Origin of the sequence: Streptococcus tangpeifui, assembly GCF_044503215.1 — a bacterium.
Classification (GTDB): domain Bacteria; phylum Bacillota; class Bacilli; order Lactobacillales; family Streptococcaceae; genus Streptococcus; species Streptococcus tangpeifui.
Genome location: NZ_CP172427.1, coordinates 2,214,192 through 2,234,268, shown reverse-complemented (window position 1 = coordinate 2,234,268; position 20,077 = coordinate 2,214,192). Strand labels below are relative to the sequence as shown.

The following is a 20,077-nucleotide window of genomic DNA, read 5'->3' as shown; positions in this document are numbered from 1 at the left end:
AAATGAAAGTTGGAGTTATTCAAGCTAGTACACGAGTTGATGTCAATGATTTGCTTTATCAAGCGGTTATCAAAGCGACTCAACAAAAACATGATGTTTTTAATCTTGGTATCTTTCCGAACGAAACCGTCAATTATTCCTATGTTGAAGTGGCTATCATGATTAGCCTGCTGATTGAAACAGGGAGCTTAGATTTTGTGGTTTCAGGATGCTCGTCTGGACAAGGAATGATGATGGCTTGCAATAGCCTACCAGGCTTGCGAGCTGGTTTTATCCAAACCCCTCAAGACGCCTATCTTTTTGGTAGAATCAATAATGGCAATGTTGCCTCCTTATCACTAGGACTAAACTTTGGCTGGTCTGCCGAATTAAATTTGCAGTATACCTTAGATAAGCTGTTTGACGGAGAGTTTGGAATAGGTTATCCACCTCAAGATGCTAGTCGTAAGCGGGAAGAAGCTGATTTGTTATTGCAGCTGAATAGCCTGACGAAAAAATCTTTTTTGGACATTATTGATCAGATCAATCCTGTCCTCCTTCATAAGGTTTTAGCAAGGCAGGACTTTTACCAATTTCTTCAAGAAAATGGAGTAAATCAAACCTTATTAGACTATCTACAAGCATTTCGAGATTGAAATGATTTTCATTTTTTGATAAACTAATCCCAACAATAATCATGATGGTCAAAGCTCATGAGAATTGTGCGTTTTTTGACGTACAGTTTTCGAGAGTTTTGGCTATTTTTGTATGGAGGAAGGGAAATGAGCAAGGTCGTTGAGAGACTATTGAAGATTATTTCTGATATGGAAAAGGAAGACAGGAAAGCAGAAGCCGAAAAGAACAACATAGATTACACAAAAGAGTTTCGTAGATATTGTGTTATAGCTACCATAATATTGATATGGTATATTACTTTTGTATATGGTTTATTTTCTTATAACGGCTATATTATATTATTTGGGATAATTGGGATAATCGTAACTTTTATTGTGTTGTATTCCCAATCCAAAGATCTAAGAAAAACAAACAATGAATATACATCAAGTGAAGCACATATGAAACGTGCTAAAAGGATTCCAGAGAAAATAGATATTGAAATGACAAGAGAAAATATTGATCTTCTCTTGTCAGAATTATTCCAAGTTGAAAATCAAAGAAAAGAAACGAGAAATTGGTTACTTTCGACAATTGGTAAACTGGTTGTGATAGTTCTCTTAAGTCCTAGTATTGCTTTTCTTACAGCTGTAATAACTCATTCAAAAGTAAATGAAAAAATGATACAAATCTACATTTTGGTCTTAATTGCTATGTTTGTAGCTGCACTAGGTGTGGTTTATTTCGCAACTCCTTTTTTATTTGGAGATCCCTTATTTGGGAAAAGATATAAATTATGGAATTTAGAAAGGTACTTAAAAACTCTCAGATATTACACTAGCACAAACACAAACATCAACTCTCTAAGAGGAAAAGTAAGGAGAAGATACAAATGACACACATATTTGCAGAAGAATTTGACGTTATCGTGGTCGGGGCTGGGCATGCTGGTGTTGAAGCTAGCTTGGCTGCCAGCCGGATGGGCTGTAAGACCTTGCTGGCTACCATCAACCTTGAGATGCTGGCCTTTATGCCCTGCAATCCGTCCATCGGCGGCTCTGCCAAGGGGATCGTGGTGCGTGAGATCGATGCGCTGGGCGGTGAGATGGGCAAGAACATCGACAAGACCTACATCCAAATGAAGATGCTCAATACCGGTAAGGGTCCAGCGGTTCGTGCCCTGCGTGCCCAGGCTGATAAGGCTCTCTATGCGCGTGAGATGAAACACACCGTTGAGCAGCAGGAAAACTTAACCCTGCGCCAAAGCATGATCGATGATATCTTGATCGAAGATGGTAAGGTTATCGGTGTTGTCACGGCAACTGGGATCAAATATGGTGCCAAGGCTGTTGTGGTAACAACGGGGACTGCCCTGCGTGGGGAAATCATCCTCGGTGACCTCAAGTATTCTTCTGGTCCCAACAACAGCCTAGCCTCTGTAACTCTAGCTGACAACCTTAAAAAACTAGGGCTTGAAATCGGACGTTTCAAAACAGGGACCCCGCCACGTGTCAAGGCCTCAACGATCAACTACGACGAAACAGAAATCCAACCGGGCGATACCACGCCTAATCATTTCTCTTTCTTGTCAAAAGATAAGGATTACCTGCAGGATCAGGTCCCTTGTTGGCTGACCTATACCAACCAGTCCAGCCATGACATCATCAATAAAAACCTCCACCGCGCTCCTATGTTTTCAGGTGTTGTCAAGGGGGTTGGACCCCGCTACTGCCCATCGATCGAGGACAAGATTGTCCGCTTTTCGGATAAGGATCGCCATCAACTCTTCCTGGAACCAGAAGGGCGTGACACAGAAGAAGTTTACGTTCAAGGTCTCTCAACCAGCCTGCCTGAGGACGTTCAAAGAGAGTTGCTGCGCTCCATCAAAGGCCTAGAAAAAGCAGAGATGATGCGCACAGGCTATGCTATCGAATACGATATTGTCCTGCCCCACCAGCTGCGGGCTACTCTTGAAACCAAGCTGATCTCTGGTCTCTTTACAGCAGGTCAAACCAATGGCACTTCAGGTTATGAGGAAGCAGCCGGTCAAGGCTTAGTGGCTGGAATCAATGCAGCTCTCAAGGTGCAAGGCAAGCCTGAGCTTATTCTTAAGCGCAGCGATGCCTATATTGGTGTTATGATTGATGACTTGGTGACAAAAGGAACCCTGGAGCCTTACCGCCTTCTCACTTCTCGTGCCGAGTACCGCCTCATTTTGCGCCATGACAATGCTGATATGCGCTTAACTCCAATCGGTCGTCAAGTCGGTCTGGTTGATGAAGAGCGTTGGCTCAGCTTCGAGATTAAGAAAGCCCAGTTTGACAATGAAATGACACGTCTGTCAACCCATAAACTAAAACCTGTCAAAGACACTAATCAGCAGGTTGTTGCTATGGGATTTAAGCCCTTGACAGATGCAGTAACAGCCAAAGAGTTTATGCGTCGTCCAGAGATCGGCTACTCAGATGTGGTCAAATTCATCGGATCAGCTGCGGAGGATCTCAGTCCCAAAGTGATCGAACTACTCGAAACCGAAATCAAGTATGAAGGCTACATCAACAAGGCTTTGGATCAAGTGGCCAAGATGAAGCGCATGGAAGAAAAGAAAATTCCTGCTAATATTGACTGGGACGACATTGACTCCATCGCCACCGAAGCCCGCCAGAAATTCAAAAAGATCAATCCTGAAACCATCGGCCAAGCCAGTCGGATCTCAGGCGTCAATCCAGCTGATATTTCCATTCTCATGGTCTATTTAGAGGGCAATCAAAAGGCCAGCCGTAAATCCTAACCCCCTTGTTTTAATAGCTAAAAGAGACCTAGGATTTTAGGGCCTCTTATGATATAATAAGGAGATTAAGAGGTTTAATAATGAGAAAAATTCGTTTAGAGACCATCCATCTTGTGATGATTGGCTTAATTTTCTTTGGAATTCTAGCCATCTGTGTCAGGACCATGAGCTCGCAAACAGCTCTCCTTCTGGCTATTTTTGTCGTCCTAGTAGCTATGGTCGGTTTGCTGTATTACCAAAAGCAGGCCTATGAATTATCAGAATTGGAACAGATCGAGCGGCTCAATGATCAAACGGAGCTCAGTCTCAAGTCTCTCCTTGATAAGATGCCTGTTGGAGTGGTACAATTTGACCCTGAAACGGATGATATCGGCTGGTTCAATCCCTATGCAGAGTTGATTTTTACTAATGATGAAGGGGAGTTCAATGTCGATCTTTTGCGAACAACGATCCAGGAGCAGAAGGCTGGTTCCGCCAACCATCGTATCCAAGTCAATGACCATATCTATGTGGTCAATATTGATCTATCTGCCGGACTCTTTTATTTCTTCGATTCTGTAGGGACAGAGGTAGGTTTTGATAGTTCTCTAAAGCGTCCGGTTATTGGGGTTATTTCTGTTGACAACTACGATGATATCACGACCAACTTATCTGATACCGATGTGGCCCAAATCAACAGTTTCATTGCTAATTTTATTTCTAATTTTGCTGGTCAGCATCAGATTTACTATCGTCGGGTTAGTATGGATCGCTTTTATTTCTTCAGTGATTACAAGGTACTAGCAGCTTTGATTGATGATAAGTTTACAGTTCTGGAAAATTTCCGCAATGAAGCTAGAAACTTGGAACTGCCTTTGACCCTCAGTATGGGGATTTCCTTTGGGGAAGACAACCATCAACAAATTGGTCAGACCGCTCTGCAGAACCTCAACATTGCCCTGATGCGGGGCGGTGATCAGGCTGTTATTAAGGAGACAGATGAGCATAAGAAGGCTCTCTACTTTGGTGGCGGAACTGCTTCAACAGTCAAACGGTCCAGAACGCGGACTCGAGCCATGATGACTGCTATCTCTGATCGCATAAAGAGTGCTGAACAGGTTTTTGTTGTCGGCCATAGCCGCTTGGATATGGATGCCTTGGGTGCTTCAGTTGGGATGCAACATTTTGCAGCTAATATCCTAGAAAACAGTTTTGCGGTTTATGATGAGCAAGATATGAACACCGATATTGCTCGAGCTGTTAAACGTTTACAAGAAGAAGGGAAAACGACTCTAGTCACTCTTGATCAAGCTTTAGTACAAGCAAGTGACAATGACCTCTTGATTATGGTGGATCACTCCAAATTGGGTCTGACCCTGTCAAGAGAGCTTTACGATAAGTTTACAGAAGTTATTGTAGTTGACCACCATCGGCGAGATGAAGATTTTCCTGACAAGGCCATTCTAACCTTTATCGAAAGTGGAGCCAGCTCTGCGAGTGAATTGGTGACCGAGTTGCTTCAATTCCAAAATGGCAAGGAGCCCCTGTCCAAGATCCAAGCCAGTCTCCTAATGGCTGGGATTATGCTGGATACCAAGAACTTCTCAGCTCGAGTTACCAATCGAACCTTTGATGTGGCTAGTTACCTGCGAACCATGGGTAGCGACAGTACGGAAATTCAAAAAATTTCAGCAACCGACTTTGATGACTATCGCCAAGTTAATGAGCTCATCTTGACAGGTCAATCCTATGGTGGCAATATGATTATTGCCTGTGGACCAGAGGATCAAGCTTACAGCAATATCATTGCCAGTAAAGCAGCTGACACCCTTCTGTCAATGGCCAATATCGAAGCTAGCTTTGTCATTGCCAAAAACCCTTCTGGTCAAACTGCCGTTTCGGCTCGCAGTCGTGATAAAATCAACGTTCAACGGATTATGGAAGAAATGGGTGGCGGCGGTCACTTTAATTTAGCGGCTTGTCAACTAGATGACAAGACTGTCAAGCAAACGTATTATGAGTTAACAGACATTATTGACCAAATTCTTGAGGAGGAAACCTAAGATGAAAGTTATTTTTCTAGCAGATGTTAAAGGTAAAGGAAAAAAGGGCGAAATCAAGGAAGTCCCAACAGGCTATGCTCAAAATTTCCTTTTGAAAAAGCAGCTGGCCAAGGAAGCAACCCGACAAGCTATCAATGAGCTCAAGGGTAAGCAAAAATCAGAAGCCAAAGCAGCTGCCGAAATTTTAGCAGAAGCCAAGGCTGTTAAGGCGCAATTAGCCAAAGAAGAAACTCGGGTTCAATTCAGCGAAAAAGTTGGTCCAGATGGTCGGACCTTTGGCTCTATCACAGCTAAAAAAATCGCCGAAGAGCTGCACAAGCAATTTGGTATCACGATTGATAAGCGTTCTATTGAAATGGATCATCCTATTCGAGCGATTGGTTTGATTGAGGTTCCTGTCAAGCTTCACAAGGAGGTTGAGGGACAAATCAAGTTAAAAATTGACCAAGCCTAGTTGACAGACTTGTCAACTGCCTGTTAAGTAAGTTTCCTATCGCAAGAAATTCACTCTGGGACTTGTAATGTGATTGAGAAAATGCTCAATCATCATTTTATAACGACGAGTCCTTGGTTCAGCAGTTGAGACCATTCTTAGCAAGGAGGTAAGACGTATGCCAGAAGCTCAGGAGTTGCGGGTCCAACCGCAAGATTTGCTTGCTGAGCAAGCTGTCTTGGGCTCTATTTTTATTAGCCCAGATAAGCTGATTTCTGTTCGGGAATATATTGAGCCTGAAGATTTCTATAAATATTCGCACAGGGTTATCTTCAACGCTATGATAACGCTAAACGACCGCAATGATGCCATTGATGCTACGACTGTTCGGGCTATCCTAGATAGCCAAGACGACTTACAAAATATCGGCGGTCTTGCCTATTTGGTCGAGTTGGTCAACAGTGTACCAACCAGTGCCAATGCCGAGTATTATGCTAAAATTGTGGCTGAAAAGGCCATGCTTCGCAATATCATAAATCGCTTGACCGAGACAGTCAATGAAGCTTATGATGGCTCAATTGAATCAGATGATATTATTGCCCACGCTGAAAAGGCTCTGGTTGATATCAATGAACGTTCCAGCAACAGTGGTTTTCGTAAAATTTCTGATGTCCTCAAAGAAAACTATGAAGCTCTAGAAGAGCGCTCACAACAAACTTCCGAAATTACTGGTCTACCAACTGGTTTTCGCGATTTGGATAAGATTACGACAGGTCTCCACCCTGATCAACTAGTTATCTTGGCGGCCCGTCCTGCAGTTGGTAAGACTGCTTTTGTCCTCAATATTGCCCAGAACGTCGGTACCAAGCAAAATGCCCCTGTAGCCATCTTCTCGCTGGAAATGGGTGCAGACAGTCTGGTCAATCGGATGTTGGCAGCCGAAGGCTTAGTTGATTCTCACAATCTGCGGACAGGTCAGCTTACCGACCAAGATTGGCAAAACCTGACTTTGGCTCAAGGAACCTTAGCTGATGCTCCGATTTATATTGATGACACTCCTGGGATTAAGGTGACAGAAATCCGAGCCCGCTCCAGAAAACTGGCTCAGGAGCTTGGCGGCCTTGGCCTGATTGTTATTGACTACCTCCAGTTGATTACAGGAACTCGATCAGAAAATCGTCAACAAGAAGTCTCTGATATTTCCCGTCAGCTCAAGATTTTGGCCAAGGAATTAAAAGTCCCTGTTATTGCTCTTAGCCAGCTCTCACGTGGTGTCGAGCAAAGGCAGGACAAGCGTCCAGTTCTCTCAGATATCCGTGAATCTGGTTCCATTGAGCAGGATGCCGACATTGTTGCCTTTCTCTATCGTGATGATTACTATGAGCGGGGGGACAAGGAAGACGGTGACCAGCTTGAGGATAATACCATCGAAGTTATTTTGGAAAAAAACCGAGCTGGAGCCCGGGGAACGGTTAAATTGATTTTCCAAAAGGAATACAATAAATTTTCATCCATTGCACAATTTGAAGAAAGGTAAAAAATTAAATGAGTGATGCATTTGCAGATGTAGCTAAAATGAAGAAAATCAAAGAAGATGTCAAAAATCATGAGGGCCAAGAGGTCGAAATGACTCTGGACCATGGTCGTAAACGGGAAAAAACCAAGGTCGGTCGCCTAATTGAAGTTTATCCATCTCTTTTTATCGTTGAGTACAGCGATCACGCCAGTCAACCTGGGGAGATCAGCAACACTTACGTAGAATCCTATACCTACTCAGATATTTTGACTCAAAAGAGTTTAATTCGCTATTTTGACTAGAAAAGGAAGGGCTTCACTGCCTTTTTTCTTTGCTTCAATTTTTTCAGAGTCTCTTATATTCCCCCTTGACAAGTTTGTAAAGGAAGTGCTTCTAACCCTAGCTTTTTCGTTTAGGTCAGTAAAGATAAATCAGGTTTCTGGACCTTTGAAATTAATTTGCCTCGTTTAATCCAAGTTAATGCTTGATTTACAGGACTTTAGTGCTTTACAAGACCCCATTTATATGGTATACTACTCTTTGTGTGAAATAGCAGCAGGGCAAAATAAAGCTCGTCAACAGATGTTCTGAAAAACCAGTAACCTTGGCTGTTTAGGCGAAGGGCATCTGCACGAATTAGGTTTACCCAAGACGTTATTTCCTCATAAATTTTTAGAGGAGGACATTTTTATGTCACGTTATACAGGTCCATCTTGGAAACAATCACGCCGCCTTGGCTTGTCGCTTACAGGGACAGGTAAAGAATTGGCACGTCGTAACTACGTACCAGGACAACACGGTCCAAACAACCGTTCAAAGCTTTCTGAATACGGTTTACAATTGGCTGAAAAGCAAAAATTGCGCTTTACTTACGGTTTAGGTGAAAAACAATTCCGTAACTTGTTTGTACAAGCGACTAAGATCAAAGAAGGAACACTTGGTTACAACTTCATGCTTCTTTTGGAGCGTCGTTTGGATAATGTGGTTTACCGCCTCGGTTTGGCGACAACCCGTCGTCAAGCACGTCAGTTCGTTAACCACGGACACATTCTGGTTGATGGGAAACGCGTTGATATCCCATCCTTCCGTGTAGAACCAGGACAAGTGATCTCAGTTCGTGAAAAATCAGCTAAGGTTCCCGCAATCTTGGAAGCTGTTGAAGCAACTGTTGGTCGTCCAGCTTTTGTATCATTTGATGAAGAAAAGCTTGAAGGTTCATTGACTCGTTTGCCAGAACGCGACGAAATCAACCCAGAAATCAATGAAGCCCTTGTCGTTGAATTCTATAACAAGATGCTTTAATTTTATCAGTAAGAATAAAGGCTTTTGGATCTTTTCCAAAGGCCTTTTCTTGTGGAGAAAATTAGGCCCAGTCCCAGAGACAAGAGCCTTCTGCTATAAATCAAATTCATTAATCAAGGCTGGGAAGCAAGTTCATTAAGAGTTTGGTGATTTGTCTAGGACTCTCCTTTTTGCCCCTAGTAATCCAAATTTGGTAAACGCCAAACATAGCATGACTGATAAATACACTATTGTAGAGCTTTTCTAGCGCAGTTCGCTGAGGAGTCAGATCACTGTTATAGAAATCTGCTGAAATCATACGCTGCAGGTGATTGCGGATAAAATTTTGAATTTCCTTGGTGCCGTTTTGGGTAATTAGGGTGGCAAAGAGAGACTCTCTGTCTAAAAATTCAAAAATTTCTAGAAGAGTAGCTTCGATATCCATGTGATTTTTATCAAAGACGTATTCTAGCTTGTTAAAAATAGCTTGCTGGTACTGATCAATCATGTCGTACTTATCTTTATAGTGAGTATAAAAGCTTGAACGGCTAATACCAGCCGTTTTAGCCAGTTGACTGGTAGTAATTTCATCAAAATCTTTCTCAATTAATAGCTCGACCATGGCCTTTTCTAAAGCCTGGCGCGTGCGTGTTTTTCGACTGTCTTTTGTCATCGCATCTCCTTTTGAACAATATTATACAAGGTGTCTAAAATAAAGGGTTAGAACCTTGAAAAAATACTTCTTACTTGTATAATATATTGTATCAAAAATATAGACAATCCGTCTAAAAAAGAGGGAGAAAATGTTAGAAGAAGTCAAAGCTATTCTAAAAAAACCTACACTCTGGGTAACAATTTTAGGAGTATCATTGGTCCCTATGCTCTATAATATTATCTTTTTGAGCTCCATGTGGGATCCTTATGGGAATGTCAACCACCTACCCGTTGCTGTTGTTAATCAAGACAAAACAGCTGAGCTAAATGGTAAAGACCTGACCATTGGAAAAAATATGGTCCGCAATATGGCTGAAAATGATAGTCTTGATTACCATTTTACCTCAAAAGACAGTGCCAATAGAGGATTGAGGCAGGGTGACTATTACATGGTTGTGACTTTGCCCAAAGATCTTTCGCGGAATGCCACCACTCTGCTGACCAACCATCCCAAAAAGATGCAGATTAATTACCAAACTACTAAAGGAAGAAGTTTTGTTGCTTCTAAAATGAGTGATTCGGTTATGTCCAAGTTAAAGGCCAGTGTTTCTAACTCTCTGACCCAAACTTATACCCAGGCGGTCTTTCAAAGTATGTCCAAGTTAAAGAATGGGATGGGCCAAGCTGCTGATGGCAGCAGTGCTCTAGCAACCGGTGCGAATACTGCTAAGTCTGGCAGTCAGACTCTTAGTGATAGTCTCAACTTGCTGTCAACGTCGACCCAAGCCCTAGCTTCTGGTGCTGACAGTTTAAATACTGGTCTGCAAACCTATACTGGCGGTGTAAATCAGCTCTCGTCTGGCCTTAACCTCATGAATGCCAATATGGGAACATTGGCAGATGGGGTATCTGCTCTTTCTTCTGGAGCAAATTCTGCTCAACCTCTAATAACAGGGGTTAATCAGCTCTCAACTGGCCTCAGCCAATTAGCTAGCAATACTAGCCTGACATCCGATCAAAAGACCCAAATTGACCAATTGGTCGCTGCCTTGCCTGCCCTCAATTCAGCTATTCAAAATCTTAACCAAGCTGTCAATTCTGGGAGAAGTACAGAGGCAAGTGGAGTCCCAACGGCGGCTGCCCCAACGACTAGCACAACAACAACCAGTGGCCCAGATTTATCTGGGGTACAGGCTAGTCTGGCTAGTATTGAGTCTCAACTGCAATCTTTATCTGGCACAGGAACGAGTACAACAACCGCGGACACCTCTGGTCAATTAGCAGCCGTTCAGTCAACTTCAGCTTATCAATCCTTGACGCCAGAGCAGCAGGCAGAGATTTCTAATGCTGTCAGTAATAATGCCCCACAAACAAGCAGCAGTTCTGTCGACGTTAGTGGTCTGATTGCTACGGTTCAAAGCTTGGAAGCAACGCTGGCGAATGCTGGAACTGATGCTAGTACGACAACTACAACCAATTCATCCAATCCAATGTCAACAAGTCCAGATTTATCTAGTTTACAAACCAATATCAGTAGTCTTGCTGCTCAGGCTAATCTTATCTTACCAGGAGCTGCCACCAGTCTATCAAGTTTGGAATCAGGTTTGACAACTGTTAATACGACACTTAATCAACAAGTTTTACCAGGAAGTCAGCAGGTAGCTGGCGGTATTGGGACTATGCAAAGTCAGTTATCCAGCGGTTCTGCCCAACTCTTGACAGGTGTGTCAACTTTGAGTAATGCTACCTCCACCTTAGCTAACGGAGCTAGCCAATTGTCCAGTAAGTCTGGTCAACTTACTAGTGGCTCTAGTCAATTGGCCTCAGGTGCCAACCAATTATCATCAGGAGCCGGCCAATTAGCTCAAGGTGGTGCAGCCTTGACAACAGGATTGTCAACTTTGTCAAGTGGCGCCGATACTCTATCTCAATCTTTAGCTAAAGCGAAGGACCAGTTGAATGTGGTTTCCGTAAAACCAATTAATGCTAAGACAGTGGCTCAACCTTTAAGCGTAAAACATAGCGATAAGGATAATGTTGCAACCAATGGTGTCGGTATGGCTCCATACATGATGTCCGTAGCTCTGATGGTTGTTGCTTTATCCAGTAATGTTATTTTTGCTAAAGCTCTTTCTGGTAATGAACCTAGAACCCGTTTTGCCTGGGCTAAAAATAAGCTCTTGATTAACGGTCTAATTGCTACGGCATCAGCTACTATTCTTTTCTTTGCCGTTCAGGCTATTGGAGTTCATCCTAATTATTCGGGAAAAACTTATCTGGTAACCCTTTTTACTGCTTGGGCCTTGATGGCTATTGTGACAGCTTTAGTCGGTTGGCATCAACGTTATGGCGCCTTCGCCAGTCTGATTTTACTGCTTTTACAGCTAGGTTCCAGTGCAGGGACTTATCCAATTGAGCTCAGTCCTAAATTCTTTAAAATTATTCAGCCTTATCTACCCATGTCCTATTCGGTATTAGGGTTACGTAAAACTATATCTCTAACTGGAGATGTGGGGAAAGAACTTGGAATGTTGTTAGTCTTCATACTTGGAGCAATGCTTTTGGGTCTACTAATCTATCGTCAGCAAGATGATCGTTAAATGTAATAAAAAGCTAGCTTGACAGAACCGTCAAGCTAGCTTTTTTTATGTGTCGTTTATTCAAGCGTGATACTGCCGGTGTCGGCCTTTAAATCAAGAAAATTATCTCTTGAGTGTATGAGTTTGTCACTAACATCGACACTACCTGTATCAGCGTGACTAGATACTGTCAAATGATAATCTTTAAGGCTAAGATCAATGCTGCCAGTATCAGCGGAAATCTGATTGTCTTTTTTGAAGGTTAATTGTTGACCAGCCAGACTGCCAGTATCAACAGAAACTTTACTTGAAATTAGTGTGACAGTATCCAGATCAATACTGCCAGTATCGTTGGTCAGAGTCAAATCAGACAGTTGTGAGTTAGAAATATCAGCGTTCCCCGTATCGATATCTACCTGTCCGGCTAAAATTTTAGAATTTTTGACTGTGAGATTCCCCGTATCAACATTAGCATCAAGACGATTAACCGTAAGGCCATCTAGTTTAAGGCCATTAATTGAAGCTTGACTCCTAAGAGTAGAAATTGTTTGCCCTTTGGGAAGAGAGATAACAATGGTATTCAAGTTTTTCGTTTTAGCATCAGCTAGCTGAGCTAAAATAGATAGATTTATAAAGTGAGCCAACCCCTTTGAGCTTTGCTTCACACTTAACTTCTTATCAGTAACATTAAAGTCGACTTTTTCCTTTTTGTTAGTGTAGTAGGAGATACTTGCTTCCTTATCTGTTGTTGATTTGACAAGAATGTCATAGTAATCACCTTCTAGATCAATGTGATCAAACGGGTCTAATTTCTTCTTCACATGGCTAACTTTGCCATGATTTTTATACTGGATAGCATCTAAACCGCCACTGAGTTGTCCAATATAAGCCAATACGGCCCCGGAAAGAATTAAACTAATTCCAGAAATCAATGTTATTTTTTTCCACTTTTTCATGACCTTTTTCCTTTCTTATTTGCCCACCGAACTAGGCCAACTGTACCACGACCAAGCCATTTAGAGGCCTCGCTGGTTGCTAAAATAAGGAGACAGGCAAAGCCAGCGAAAAGCATTCCTATTCCGATACCAATGAGGGAACCAGCCCAGGTTGAACTGAGATAGGTTAGTCCGTCAATAAAAATAGCAATACCTGAAATAGCTCCAGCAATACCCAGCATAAAAAAGATAAAAATCATGGCGACGCCTGTTGCAAGAATGGTAAAGACCACGGCTAAGAGAGCCCAACTAAAAGGATTAAGAAGACAGGCAAGGATAGCTATCCAGATTAAAGCTAGACGTGATTTGGAGTTAGCATAATCACGGTCCGATTTCTCGTCTAAGATATTGTGAATAATATCTTTAGCAGCGTCCTTGGGACTACCCAGTTCTTGGATGACTTGAGACTCGTTTGAGGGGCCTGCTTCGTCAAAGTACTCTGTGAAGTAATCCATAGCTTCTTGATAATCTTGATGGGGCAACTTTCTTAGATACTTATCCAGTTGCTGTAAATAGTCATTTTTTGTCATGTCTGATTCTCCCTTCGATAATGCCGTCGATGGTTGAGATATGCTTCTGCCATTCATCTTTGCGCAGGGCTAACTGTGTCAGACCCGCTGATGTGATGGAATAATACTTACGTCGTCTTCCCTGGTATTCTTGACTGTAGGTTGTCAGATAGCCCGCTTTTTCCAACCGTTTGAGAATGGGATAGAGGGTTGATTCCTTGATATTAGCAATGATTTTGATAGTTTGACTAATCTCATAACCATAGGAATCCCCTTTCTCAGTAATAGCTAGAATCAAAAATTCAATGAGGATGGATGATACCGGAAAATACATAGGCACCTCCTTAAATATATATTATTTTTATATATCAAGCATAAAATATTTATCAGGACTTGTCAATAAAAATATATAAATTTTTTATATAATTTTGAAAAAAGAATTCCGCCTGTTAAAAAGATAGGCAAACATGTTATGATGGTAAGAGAAAAAAGAAAAGGGAAAAGAAATGATAGAAAATTGTATCGAACGAATAAAAGAGTACCAACCCCGACCTTTAGGGCAAGAGAGGTGTTATGCTGTTCTCTTGCCCTTAGTCTGGGATGAAAATAATCAGGATTGGCAGATTCTTTATCAGATTCGCAGTAAATATATTTCTCAACCTGGGGAGGTTTCTTTTCCGGGTGGTCGAGTGGAAACAGGAGAAAGCTTTCAAGAAGCAGCTGTTCGAGAGACAGCTGAGGAGTTGAATATTACCAGTTCTCAAATTGAAATTTTGGGTGAAATAGATTACTTTATCCATCATGGTCGGACCATCCGCTGTTTTGTCGGTAAGATTTTAGGAGACTGGCAGGCTATTCAGGCAAATCCTGACGAGGTGGAAAGACTTTTTACCCTCCCCTTGAACCAGCTTCTGATAACGAAACCAAAAATTTACCACCTAATTGCAACACCTAAACCAGACTCCAATTTTCCCTTTGAGCGGATTCCCAATGGCTCTAACTATAATTTTGGTAAGGATAATCGTAAGGTGCTCTTCTATGATCTAGGTGGAGAAAATCTCTGGGGTATTACTGCGCAATTCACTGCTCGCTTCATTGAGATTCTAAAGGATGACCATAGTTGACAGTAGTGTAAAGACTTAAGTAATCAGTTAAGTCTTTTATTTAGGTGATTTTCTTTTATTTTCCTGTACCAGCTTGACAATAGTTGTCAAGAACTATTCGTTCGTAAAAATCTGTCTATAGCTTTGTCGGCGACCTGTCAGGTTTTTGTCGGGTCATTGTCGTCTGGCTGTCGTTCTAAAATTTTCTGCTTAGAACTATAATTAGCTTAGTAAGCAGGTGAGGAGCTAGCAAGGCTAACTTCTAAAAAACTATCTGCCAGAAAGGATCATAATCATGAAAAATCAAACAATCGTTGCGAGGCTGCGTAAACAAAAGGGGTGGACTCAAGAACGTTTAGCTGAAGAGACAGGTCTCAGTGTTCGGACCATTCAACGTATCGAAAAAGGTGATGACTCAAGTTTAGAAACCCTTGGGTTAGTTGCCAACGCCTTGAATATTTCCGTTAATGAGCTCTTTAACGATGATGAAGATAGTCAAACATTGGAAATTGGAAAAAGTAGCTGCCTATGCTGATGAGCAGGCTGGCCAACTAGAAAAGCGAGATGCCGAAGATAAACTCTTTTCGATTTTCCGACTGGGTTATATCTTTATTATGGTTTTGTTGGCAACTGGCATCAATTTTATTTCAGGTAAGCTTCTGCAAACGATTCTTGGTCTAGTTTGGACGTTTATATTCCTAACTGGTCTGACTCTTTCTAAATACATTCGCAAGACACATTGGAAAGACCGCCTTGATAAGAAGTACCCACTGACCAAGAATATCTCTTTGTCTCGTGACCGCCATCTGGATCGTAAGGGATTTTCTCATGCTTCCAAGGATGATTTCCTCTGGTGGAAGAGTCCTGTTGTCCGACCAATTGGAATGATTTTTTGGGGTATCATTATTCCTCTGCTCTTTATCTGTAAATATGCTTTACATCTTTTCTAAGATGAAATGCTAATAATGAAGGCCTTGACTGATTATCAGGGCCTCTTTTCTTTACATATCTGTCAAGGTATTTTTGTCGGTGAATTCTTTGAGTTTCAGCTTAGTGCGACAGAAACAGGCCTTATGTTGAGGAGTTTTATGCTTTAACTTGCTATTATTAATTATAATGATTATAATTAAGTTGGTATTTATAATGATTATAATTAAGCTAAAAAATAAGAAATAAGCGGGGATTAGCCATGAGCAACTTCAAAAAATTTATGACCGTGCTCCTGATCGGACTGCTAGCTTTGGTTCTGACCTTTGGCTTAGGTCAAGGGCACTTGGCCTATTTACTGGTAGCTATTTCAGGTGGTGTGATGTCTCTTTTGATGTTCTGGGGTATGATCCAGACTCTCAAGGAAGGTCGTTATGGAGTTGATATTTTGGCTATCACAGCCATTATTGCAACTCTAGCTATTGGTGACTACTGGGCTAGTTTGATTATTCTGGTCATGTTAACAGGAGGGGAAAGTCTGGAAGACTATGCTGGTCGCCGTGCCAGCCGCGAACTGACTAGCCTCTTAGATAATACTCCTAAGTTGGCCCATAAGATAGTTGGGACCAATGTTGAAGTAGTGGATGTTGACGACCTGAAGATTAACGACACTGTTCTTTTGCGTCCTCAGGAGATGGTGCCCGTTGATGGGATCATCCTAGAAGGTTGTTCCGATTTCAATGAAGCTTCTCTAACTGGAGAGTCTAAGACTATCGAAAAAGGTCCTGGTGATAGCCTCATGTCGGGATCGCTCAATGGTTCCGATGCTATCCAGTTCAAAGTGACAGCTCTGGCCAAGGATAGTCAATACCAGCAACTGGTAAAATTGGTTAAGGAATCAAAAGGGAACCCTGCTCCTTTTGTCCGTTTAGCTGACCGTTATGCCCTTCCCTTTACCATCTTTGCCTATCTAATTGGTGGTCTCGCTTGGTTGCTCACCAAGAATCCTGTCCGTTTTGCTCAAGTATTAGTAGTCGCTTCGCCTTGCCCCTTGATTTTAGCAGCGCCAATTGCTCTGGTAGCTGGCATGAGCCAATCTTCAAAAAACGGCGTTATTGTCAAGAATGGTACAGTCTTGGAAAAACTCTCTAAAATCAAAACTGCGGCTTTCGATAAGACAGGGACTATTACTCAGGGAGATCTGCAAGTTGATCAAATTGTAGCGGTGAGAGCTAGCCAAGAAGAACTTCTGACCTATGCATCCAGCATTGAACAATCCTCTTCACATGTCCTAGCTCAAAGTCTGGTTCATTATGCCCAGAGTCATGGCATTAAAATGCTGCCAGTTAGTGATATTGAAGAAATCACCGCCAAAGGCGTACAAGGTAATTGCCAAGGCAGTCTCTTCTCAGTTGGAAAGATGGCCATGATGCCTGACTTAACTGATGATCAAAAGACCGATAAAACCAGTATTTATGTAGCTAAAGATAACCGCTATATCGGTCACATCACTTTTACTGATCGCGTTCGACCAGAAGCAAAAAGCACCATGTCTGAACTTCAAGACCTCGGCGTGAACAATCTGGTCATGGTAACAGGAGACAGAAAAGGTATTGCCGATAAGATTGCCCAAGAAGTCGGTATCACTCAGGTTCATGCGGACTGTCTCCCTCAAGACAAAATTAACTTCCTAAGAGCAGTGGCACCAGATCAGCAGCCTGTTCTTATGGTTGGCGACGGGATTAATGATGCCCCTGCTCTAGCAACGGTCGATGTAGGTATTGCAATGGGAGCCAGTGGTTCCAGTGCTGCTAGTGAGAGTGCTGATGTTGTTATTCTCAAAGATGACCTCAGTAAGGTCGCTCAAGTCATTAAGATTGCTAAACACACCATGAGTATTGCCCGTCAGTCGGTCTTAATCGGTCTGACTGTCTGTGTGGTTCTTATGTTAATCGCCGCAACCGGGGTCATTCCAACTCTAGTCGGAGCCGTACTTCAAGAAGTCGTCGATACTGTGGCTATATTATCAGCCCTGCGGGCCCATAGTAAGGCCTCATAAGAATCGCTTCCTGAGAATGAAACCAAAATCAGTATTGCTAAGCAATCGATTGAGTAGCCTTCACCCTGCACAGTTCATTAAGTGATTTAGCACCAATGAACCACTGCTGGCTGGTTTCCTTTTGCCACGAGGCAAAAGCGGAAAACTTAGCCAACTGTGCGGGGGTGGGAGTGAAACGGTCTGGGGGAGAGACCGTTTCAGGTCACTACCTAGAAATTAAGAAGTGGTAAGAACCAAAATTTTCACTTTTTGGGTTGATTCCACTCCCTAGCGATTTTTATACATAATCCTCAGAGATTAGAATACTTTGTGAGTGAGAGCTAAGCCATCATGGCCGTCTGTTCCACTCTCATTTTTATTTTTCCTAAGTTTTTTAAATAATTTTCGAATAAAAAGATAGTAAGGTAAAAATTACAAAAAAGTTACAAAAATATTGCGTTTGCTTTAAAAGTCTCTTATAATAAAGGTGAAAATGTAGGAAGGAGTCATCTACTATGAAAAAAGTTCAAAAAGGTATAAGCTTAATCACGCTTGCGCTGACAAGCACACTCTTACTGGGAGCCTGCCAGAAGAATAGTTCTAAAACTAAGACGGACCATTCTGCCAAGACGATCCAGACTAGTAAAAAAGCTAGCAAGAAAAATTCGACCAGTTCCAGTCAAAGCAAGCAAGCGCAAAATAGCTCTCAGGGGCAGGCGAGCTCTCAAAACTCTCCAAGCACCTCCTCCCAAGCCTCTTCACAATCGTCTAGTCAGGATCAAAAAACTTCCCAATCTCAGCCTAATTCTAACATCAATATAACCGCTGTAGCTAAGGGTGACCTTTCTAGTATTGCAGGAACCTATACTGGTCAAAATGGTGCTATCAACTTTACCGTAGGCACAGATGGTACAGGCACCATCAGCAAGTCAGACGGTGAGTTTCAATGCCAATTCAGTAACTATCACCAAGATGGTCAATCAGCCGGCTTCTCAAATCAATATGGTTGGAATTACTATGTAGTTCCAGCAGGTGTAGCGACTCCAAGTGGAGCTCAGGCCGCCAGTCAATGGGATGATAGCAGTCGCGACCGTCTTATCGTTATCGGAGAAGGAGTCAATGTCTTCTTCCTAAGTTAAAATCATCAAGCAAGCAGGTTCAATGCTCCTGCTTTTTTAGCACCTTAATCCCCTTATCAATAAAATGATAGACATTTTATTGGCTTCCTCATACAAATAATTAACTGGGTAAAAGAGGGTGAGACCGCCAGTCAATGTCATTAAGTCATTATCTCTAACAGAAACATACCTCTTCTCTAATTAAGGCGGTGTCATAATAGAGCGCAAAAAAGCCCAAAAGTATTGATTCATGGCTTTTTGCTTCTGAAAAGAGCTTGGGACTGCTTTTGTCCCAAGCTCTTTATTCGTGTGAAATATTATTGTTAAAACAATAGAATCTATAGTTAGTTTTTCTTAAACGCTCCTGCTTGTGCATAAAGCAACCAAGATAAAGCAATCATGATAGCAGCAAAGATGGAAATTCCTGAGAACCCTGTAAAAGTTACAAAGAGAACTCCTCCAACAATGCCGGCAATGGTTTCTCCTAGGTACATAGCTGCATTTGACAATGAAGAGATCGTACTGCGTGCGTTTTCGACAGTTCCCTGTAGGGCTGTCATGAACAACGGGAAGACAAAACCATTATTAATATAAATAATCGTTAATAAAATTTCAGCAATCCAAAAATTCTGTGCCAATGGTAATATTAAATAAAGAATGATGAGTGTCATTAGTTCCGTTCTGAATGTCTTTTGCAGACCGAAACGTTTAACGATTTGACTGCCGAAAAGAGAACCAAATAAATTCCCTGCTCCAACAGCAATAATAGCTGTACTAATGGTTGTCAGACTCATATGAAAATCATGTGTAAACCATGTTGAAATAAAGGTGATAGCTGTAAATGAACCTGTTTGGAATACAAAATAAGCAATAAGGTAACTCACAGATTTTCTATTGGTTAAAATATTTTTATAAGCCTCTGTAAATGAAATTCTATTAGATTGACCGATTTCAAGTTTAGGCAGATAAACATGAATCAAAATGAGTAATATAAGAGAAGCTGCTGCAATAGTATAGAATGGCGTTTGCCAAGAAAAGCCGGCAAGATAACCGCCAATTGGGACACCAGCCATTTGAGATACAGATAAACCTGCAGTCGCATAACCCATGAGTTGAACAATATGACTCTTATCTACTACAATTGGAATAGATGCCCAAACCTGAGGGGTTACAAATGAAGCACTGATGCCTGCAAATAAGCGGAAAAGAAGCATAAGAGGGAAGCTAGTTGCAAATCCGCATAGGAATGTTGAAGTAGCGAAAGCGGCTAATCCGTAAGTCATTACTGTCTTCCTATCTCTACCATCAGAAATTGGACCTGAGATAAGCGCGAAAACAGCATAGCCAATAGCGTATGCACTAACCATCCAACCTGAAATGGAGGAATCTATCCTGTACAATTTGGTTAGAGTTGGCAGCAAGGGAGATACTAAGAATGTATCTGTCCCAATGATGAACATGGTTAAAAAGAATAAAAGAGAGTATTTTTTCATGATT

At 41.9% G+C, this 20,077-nt stretch carries 19 protein-coding genes; 14 read left to right on the top strand and 5 right to left on the bottom strand.

Annotated features, from left to right (window positions below):
• The first annotated feature begins 2 nt into the window (after positions 1–2).
• The 8 genes from ACFSN5_RS10315 to rpsD all read left to right on the top strand — a co-directional run bounded on the left by ACFSN5_RS10315 (position 3) and on the right by rpsD (position 8,678).
• Positions 3–635 carry an RpiB/LacA/LacB family sugar-phosphate isomerase gene (locus tag ACFSN5_RS10315; RefSeq protein WP_165212548.1) on the top strand — a complete coding sequence of 211 codons (633 nt, stop codon included), beginning with the start codon at positions 3–5 and terminating at the stop codon, positions 633–635.
• A 126-nt stretch (positions 636–761) separates the two neighbouring features.
• Complete coding sequence (locus ACFSN5_RS10310; protein ID WP_165212546.1) at positions 762–1,490, top strand: hypothetical protein; 729 nt, start codon at positions 762–764, stop codon at positions 1,488–1,490.
• On the top strand, positions 1,487–3,385 hold the full coding sequence (gene mnmG / locus ACFSN5_RS10305) for a tRNA uridine-5-carboxymethylaminomethyl(34) synthesis enzyme MnmG (protein WP_165329461.1): 1,899 nt from the start codon (positions 1,487–1,489) through the stop codon (positions 3,383–3,385). Before ACFSN5_RS10310 ends, mnmG begins: the two co-directional genes overlap by 4 nt.
• An 80-nt stretch (positions 3,386–3,465) precedes the next feature.
• A complete protein-coding gene (locus ACFSN5_RS10300; protein ID WP_165329462.1) occupies positions 3,466–5,427 on the top strand; it encodes a DHH family phosphoesterase in 1,962 nt (653 codons plus the stop codon).
• A gap of 1 nt (position 5,428) precedes the next feature.
• Positions 5,429–5,881, top strand: a complete 453-nt coding sequence (gene rplI, locus ACFSN5_RS10295) for a 50S ribosomal protein L9 (RefSeq protein WP_004226792.1) — start codon at positions 5,429–5,431, stop codon at positions 5,879–5,881.
• A gap of 157 nt (positions 5,882–6,038) precedes the next feature.
• Entirely contained in the window at positions 6,039–7,397 is a 1,359-nt protein-coding gene (gene dnaB / locus ACFSN5_RS10290; protein ID WP_004229557.1) for a replicative DNA helicase, read from the top strand.
• Positions 7,398–7,405: 8 nt separating this feature from the next.
• A complete protein-coding gene (locus ACFSN5_RS10285; protein WP_004225762.1) occupies positions 7,406–7,678 on the top strand; it encodes a Veg family protein in 273 nt (90 codons plus the stop codon).
• Between the two features lie 388 nt (positions 7,679–8,066).
• Positions 8,067–8,678 (top strand): 30S ribosomal protein S4, encoded by a 612-nt coding sequence (gene rpsD, locus ACFSN5_RS10280; RefSeq protein WP_004225730.1) that lies wholly within the window; start codon positions 8,067–8,069, stop codon positions 8,676–8,678.
• 109 nt (positions 8,679–8,787) lie between these two features.
• On the opposite strand, the gene ACFSN5_RS10275 is transcribed toward rpsD, so the two are convergent.
• Positions 8,788–9,330: a TetR/AcrR family transcriptional regulator gene (locus ACFSN5_RS10275; RefSeq protein ID WP_004226562.1), complete on the bottom strand. Its 543-nt coding sequence runs from the start codon at positions 9,328–9,330 to the stop codon at positions 8,788–8,790.
• A gap of 130 nt (positions 9,331–9,460) precedes the next feature.
• Between ACFSN5_RS10275 and ACFSN5_RS10270 the strand changes: the two genes are divergently transcribed.
• Entirely contained in the window at positions 9,461–11,911 is a 2,451-nt protein-coding gene (locus ACFSN5_RS10270; protein ID WP_165329463.1) for a YhgE/Pip domain-containing protein, read from the top strand.
• A gap of 56 nt (positions 11,912–11,967) precedes the next feature.
• Here ACFSN5_RS10270 and ACFSN5_RS10265 read toward each other — a convergent pair whose 3' ends face one another.
• The 3 genes from ACFSN5_RS10265 to ACFSN5_RS10255 are packed head-to-tail and all read right to left on the bottom strand — an operon-like array spanning position 11,968 to position 13,728.
• Complete coding sequence (locus tag ACFSN5_RS10265; protein ID WP_165329464.1) at positions 11,968–12,846, bottom strand: DUF4097 family beta strand repeat-containing protein; 879 nt, start codon at positions 12,844–12,846, stop codon at positions 11,968–11,970.
• A complete protein-coding gene (locus ACFSN5_RS10260; protein ID WP_165329465.1) occupies positions 12,843–13,415 on the bottom strand; it encodes a DUF1700 domain-containing protein in 573 nt (190 codons plus the stop codon). Before ACFSN5_RS10260 ends, ACFSN5_RS10265 begins: the two co-directional genes overlap by 4 nt.
• Positions 13,402–13,728: a PadR family transcriptional regulator gene (locus tag ACFSN5_RS10255; protein ID WP_004228401.1), complete on the bottom strand. Its 327-nt coding sequence runs from the start codon at positions 13,726–13,728 to the stop codon at positions 13,402–13,404. Before ACFSN5_RS10255 ends, ACFSN5_RS10260 begins: the two co-directional genes overlap by 14 nt.
• Before the next feature lie 175 nt (positions 13,729–13,903).
• On the opposite strand from ACFSN5_RS10255, the gene ACFSN5_RS10250 reads away from it, so the two are divergent.
• The 5 genes from ACFSN5_RS10250 (at position 13,904) to ACFSN5_RS10230 (ending at position 18,601) form a co-directional block, all read left to right on the top strand.
• Positions 13,904–14,518, top strand: a complete 615-nt coding sequence (locus ACFSN5_RS10250; protein WP_338062895.1) for an NUDIX hydrolase — start codon at positions 13,904–13,906, stop codon at positions 14,516–14,518.
• Between the two features lie 274 nt (positions 14,519–14,792).
• A complete protein-coding gene (locus ACFSN5_RS10245) occupies positions 14,793–15,032 on the top strand; it encodes a helix-turn-helix domain-containing protein (RefSeq protein ID WP_241154266.1) in 240 nt (79 codons plus the stop codon).
• On the top strand, positions 14,980–15,447 hold the full coding sequence (locus tag ACFSN5_RS10240; RefSeq protein ID WP_241154267.1) for a hypothetical protein: 468 nt from the start codon (positions 14,980–14,982) through the stop codon (positions 15,445–15,447). Before ACFSN5_RS10245 ends, ACFSN5_RS10240 begins: the two co-directional genes overlap by 53 nt.
• Positions 15,448–15,686: 239 nt before the next feature.
• Positions 15,687–17,483 carry a heavy metal translocating P-type ATPase gene (locus ACFSN5_RS10235; protein WP_165329466.1) on the top strand — a complete coding sequence of 599 codons (1,797 nt, stop codon included), beginning with the start codon at positions 15,687–15,689 and terminating at the stop codon, positions 17,481–17,483.
• Positions 17,484–17,977: 494 nt separating this feature from the next.
• Positions 17,978–18,601 carry a hypothetical protein gene (locus tag ACFSN5_RS10230; RefSeq protein ID WP_165329467.1) on the top strand — a complete coding sequence of 208 codons (624 nt, stop codon included), beginning with the start codon at positions 17,978–17,980 and terminating at the stop codon, positions 18,599–18,601.
• Between the two features lie 323 nt (positions 18,602–18,924).
• Here the strand turns inward: ACFSN5_RS10230 and ACFSN5_RS10225 are convergent, their stop codons facing one another.
• Positions 18,925–20,073: an MFS transporter gene (locus tag ACFSN5_RS10225; protein WP_165329468.1), complete on the bottom strand. Its 1,149-nt coding sequence runs from the start codon at positions 20,071–20,073 to the stop codon at positions 18,925–18,927.
• Between the last annotated feature and the right edge of the window lie 4 nt (positions 20,074–20,077).

What these genes read in the sequence shown, in the direction of transcription:
- ACFSN5_RS10270 (WP_165329463.1), top strand. Translation starts at nt 9,461, where the DNA reads ATGTTAGAAGAAGTCAAAGCTATTCTAAAAAAACCTACACTCTGGGTA.
- ACFSN5_RS10275 (WP_004226562.1), bottom strand. Translation starts at nt 9,330, where the DNA reads ATGACAAAAGACAGTCGAAAAACACGCACGCGCCAGGCTTTAGAAAAG.
- ACFSN5_RS10225 (WP_165329468.1), bottom strand. Translation starts at nt 20,073, where the DNA reads ATGAAAAAATACTCTCTTTTATTCTTTTTAACCATGTTCATCATTGGG.
- ACFSN5_RS10245 (WP_241154266.1), top strand. Translation starts at nt 14,793, where the DNA reads ATGAAAAATCAAACAATCGTTGCGAGGCTGCGTAAACAAAAGGGGTGG.
- rplI (WP_004226792.1), top strand. Translation starts at nt 5,429, where the DNA reads ATGAAAGTTATTTTTCTAGCAGATGTTAAAGGTAAAGGAAAAAAGGGC.
- ACFSN5_RS10240 (WP_241154267.1), top strand. Translation starts at nt 14,980, where the DNA reads ATGATGAAGATAGTCAAACATTGGAAATTGGAAAAAGTAGCTGCCTAT.
- ACFSN5_RS10260 (WP_165329465.1), bottom strand. Translation starts at nt 13,415, where the DNA reads ATGACAAAAAATGACTATTTACAGCAACTGGATAAGTATCTAAGAAAG.
- ACFSN5_RS10300 (WP_165329462.1), top strand. Translation starts at nt 3,466, where the DNA reads ATGAGAAAAATTCGTTTAGAGACCATCCATCTTGTGATGATTGGCTTA.
- ACFSN5_RS10285 (WP_004225762.1), top strand. Translation starts at nt 7,406, where the DNA reads ATGAGTGATGCATTTGCAGATGTAGCTAAAATGAAGAAAATCAAAGAA.
- ACFSN5_RS10315 (WP_165212548.1), top strand. Translation starts at nt 3, where the DNA reads ATGAAAGTTGGAGTTATTCAAGCTAGTACACGAGTTGATGTCAATGAT.
- ACFSN5_RS10230 (WP_165329467.1), top strand. Translation starts at nt 17,978, where the DNA reads ATGAAAAAAGTTCAAAAAGGTATAAGCTTAATCACGCTTGCGCTGACA.
- ACFSN5_RS10255 (WP_004228401.1), bottom strand. Translation starts at nt 13,728, where the DNA reads ATGTATTTTCCGGTATCATCCATCCTCATTGAATTTTTGATTCTAGCT.
- ACFSN5_RS10235 (WP_165329466.1), top strand. Translation starts at nt 15,687, where the DNA reads ATGAGCAACTTCAAAAAATTTATGACCGTGCTCCTGATCGGACTGCTA.
- dnaB (WP_004229557.1), top strand. Translation starts at nt 6,039, where the DNA reads ATGCCAGAAGCTCAGGAGTTGCGGGTCCAACCGCAAGATTTGCTTGCT.
- ACFSN5_RS10310 (WP_165212546.1), top strand. Translation starts at nt 762, where the DNA reads ATGAGCAAGGTCGTTGAGAGACTATTGAAGATTATTTCTGATATGGAA.
- rpsD (WP_004225730.1), top strand. Translation starts at nt 8,067, where the DNA reads ATGTCACGTTATACAGGTCCATCTTGGAAACAATCACGCCGCCTTGGC.
- mnmG (WP_165329461.1), top strand. Translation starts at nt 1,487, where the DNA reads ATGACACACATATTTGCAGAAGAATTTGACGTTATCGTGGTCGGGGCT.
- ACFSN5_RS10265 (WP_165329464.1), bottom strand. Translation starts at nt 12,846, where the DNA reads ATGAAAAAGTGGAAAAAAATAACATTGATTTCTGGAATTAGTTTAATT.